2 protein-coding genes are annotated in these 1,394 nt (G+C 35.4%); both read left to right on the top strand.

Annotated features, from left to right (window positions below; all coding sequences use genetic code 11):
* Positions 1 to 536: helix-turn-helix domain-containing protein (locus FN817_RS22980; RefSeq protein WP_142719947.1), on the top strand; the 536-nt coding region annotated here is incomplete at its 5' end.
* Positions 524 to 1,366, top strand: a complete 843-nt coding sequence (locus tag FN817_RS22975; RefSeq protein ID WP_142719946.1) for an IS3 family transposase — start codon at positions 524 to 526, stop codon at positions 1,364 to 1,366. The genes FN817_RS22980 and FN817_RS22975, both read left to right, overlap by 13 nt.
* The last annotated feature ends 28 nt before the right edge of the window (positions 1,367 to 1,394 follow it).

Raw genomic sequence — 1,394 nt, 5'->3', positions numbered from 1 at the left:
ATTTTTTTATGTATAGAAAAGAAAAATTTAGCGTTGCTTTCAAATTAGAATGTATTAACCTTCACAAAAATTCTCATCGTTCAATTAAATCTATAGCAACAGAGAAAGGATTTAATGAAAGCAATTTGCGCAAGTGGATTGGTTTTTATAGCAAGTACGGAATCTCGGGACTATACCCGCGAAAAAACAGGAGCTATTCCCTGAATTTCAAGGTTAAAGTTCTAAAAACCATCGAAACAGAACATATCTCACAAAGGGAAGCATGTATCCGATTTAATATTGCAGCTCAGTCTACCGTGTTGAATTGGCAAAGGGATTACGAAAAAAGTGGTATTTTAGGGTTAAAGAACACCCCCAAAGGAAGCCCCAGCATTATGAGTGATTACAAGCGTAAAAAAAGAAAGTCTGATAAGCCATTGACCAGAGAAGAAGAACTTTTATTGGAAAACGAAAGGCTTCGAGCTGAAATTGATTTTCTAAAAAAGTTAGACGCCTTAACTCTCAAAAAGGACAAGCAGAGGCCATCGAAGGATTAAGGCGAAAATATGATCTGTCACTCCTGTTGGATTGTACAGGTATGGCCAGAAGCAGTTTTTATTACCATCAGAAAGCTCTTGACAAAAAGGATAAATATGGAGAAATAAAAACTTTGATAAAACAAATTTATCATAGGCATAGAGGTCGGTTTGGATACCGTCGTATTACTTTGATTATGAAACAACAAGAAATTGTAATTAATCATAAAACGGTATTAAGACTGATGAAGACCCTGGGATTGAAAAGTATAGTTAGGGTTAAAAAATACAGATCCTACCGGGGAGAGCAAGGCAGGATAGCACCAAATATTCTGGAGAGGAACTTTAAGGCAGATCAGCCAAACAGAAAATGGGCCACTGATGTGACAGAATTTAACGTTTCGGGCAGTAAATTGTATCTTTCGCCGATAATTGATCTTTACAATGGCGAGATTATCAGTTATGATCTCTCAGAAAGGCCTGCCTTTGCGCAGGTTGTGAATATGCTCAAAAAAGGACTCAGAAAAATTAAGAATACTGAAAACCTCATTATCCACTCTGATCAAGGCTGGCAATATCAGATGAAAGCCTATCAGCATTTGTTAAAAGAAAAAGGCATTATCCAAAGTATGTCCCGCAAAGGAAACTGTCTGGATAATGCAGTAATAGAAAACTTCTTTGGAACTTTAAAATCTGAAATGTTCTATACTAAGAAATTTAAAACCATTGATGAGCTCAAAAAAGAAATAAAGAAGTATATCAATTACTACAATAACGACAGGATAAGACTTAATCTAAAAGGAAAGAGTCCGGTACAGTACCGAACTCTTTCATATAATAATATTGTTTAATTTTGTCTAAACTTTTGGGTGCAGTCTA

It is taken from the genome of Chryseobacterium rhizoplanae (assembly GCF_900182655.1).
GTDB lineage: Bacteria > Bacteroidota > Bacteroidia > Flavobacteriales > Weeksellaceae > Chryseobacterium > Chryseobacterium rhizoplanae.
The sequence above is the reverse complement of the archived record's forward strand: the minus strand, read 5'-3'. Positions and strand labels throughout refer to the sequence as shown.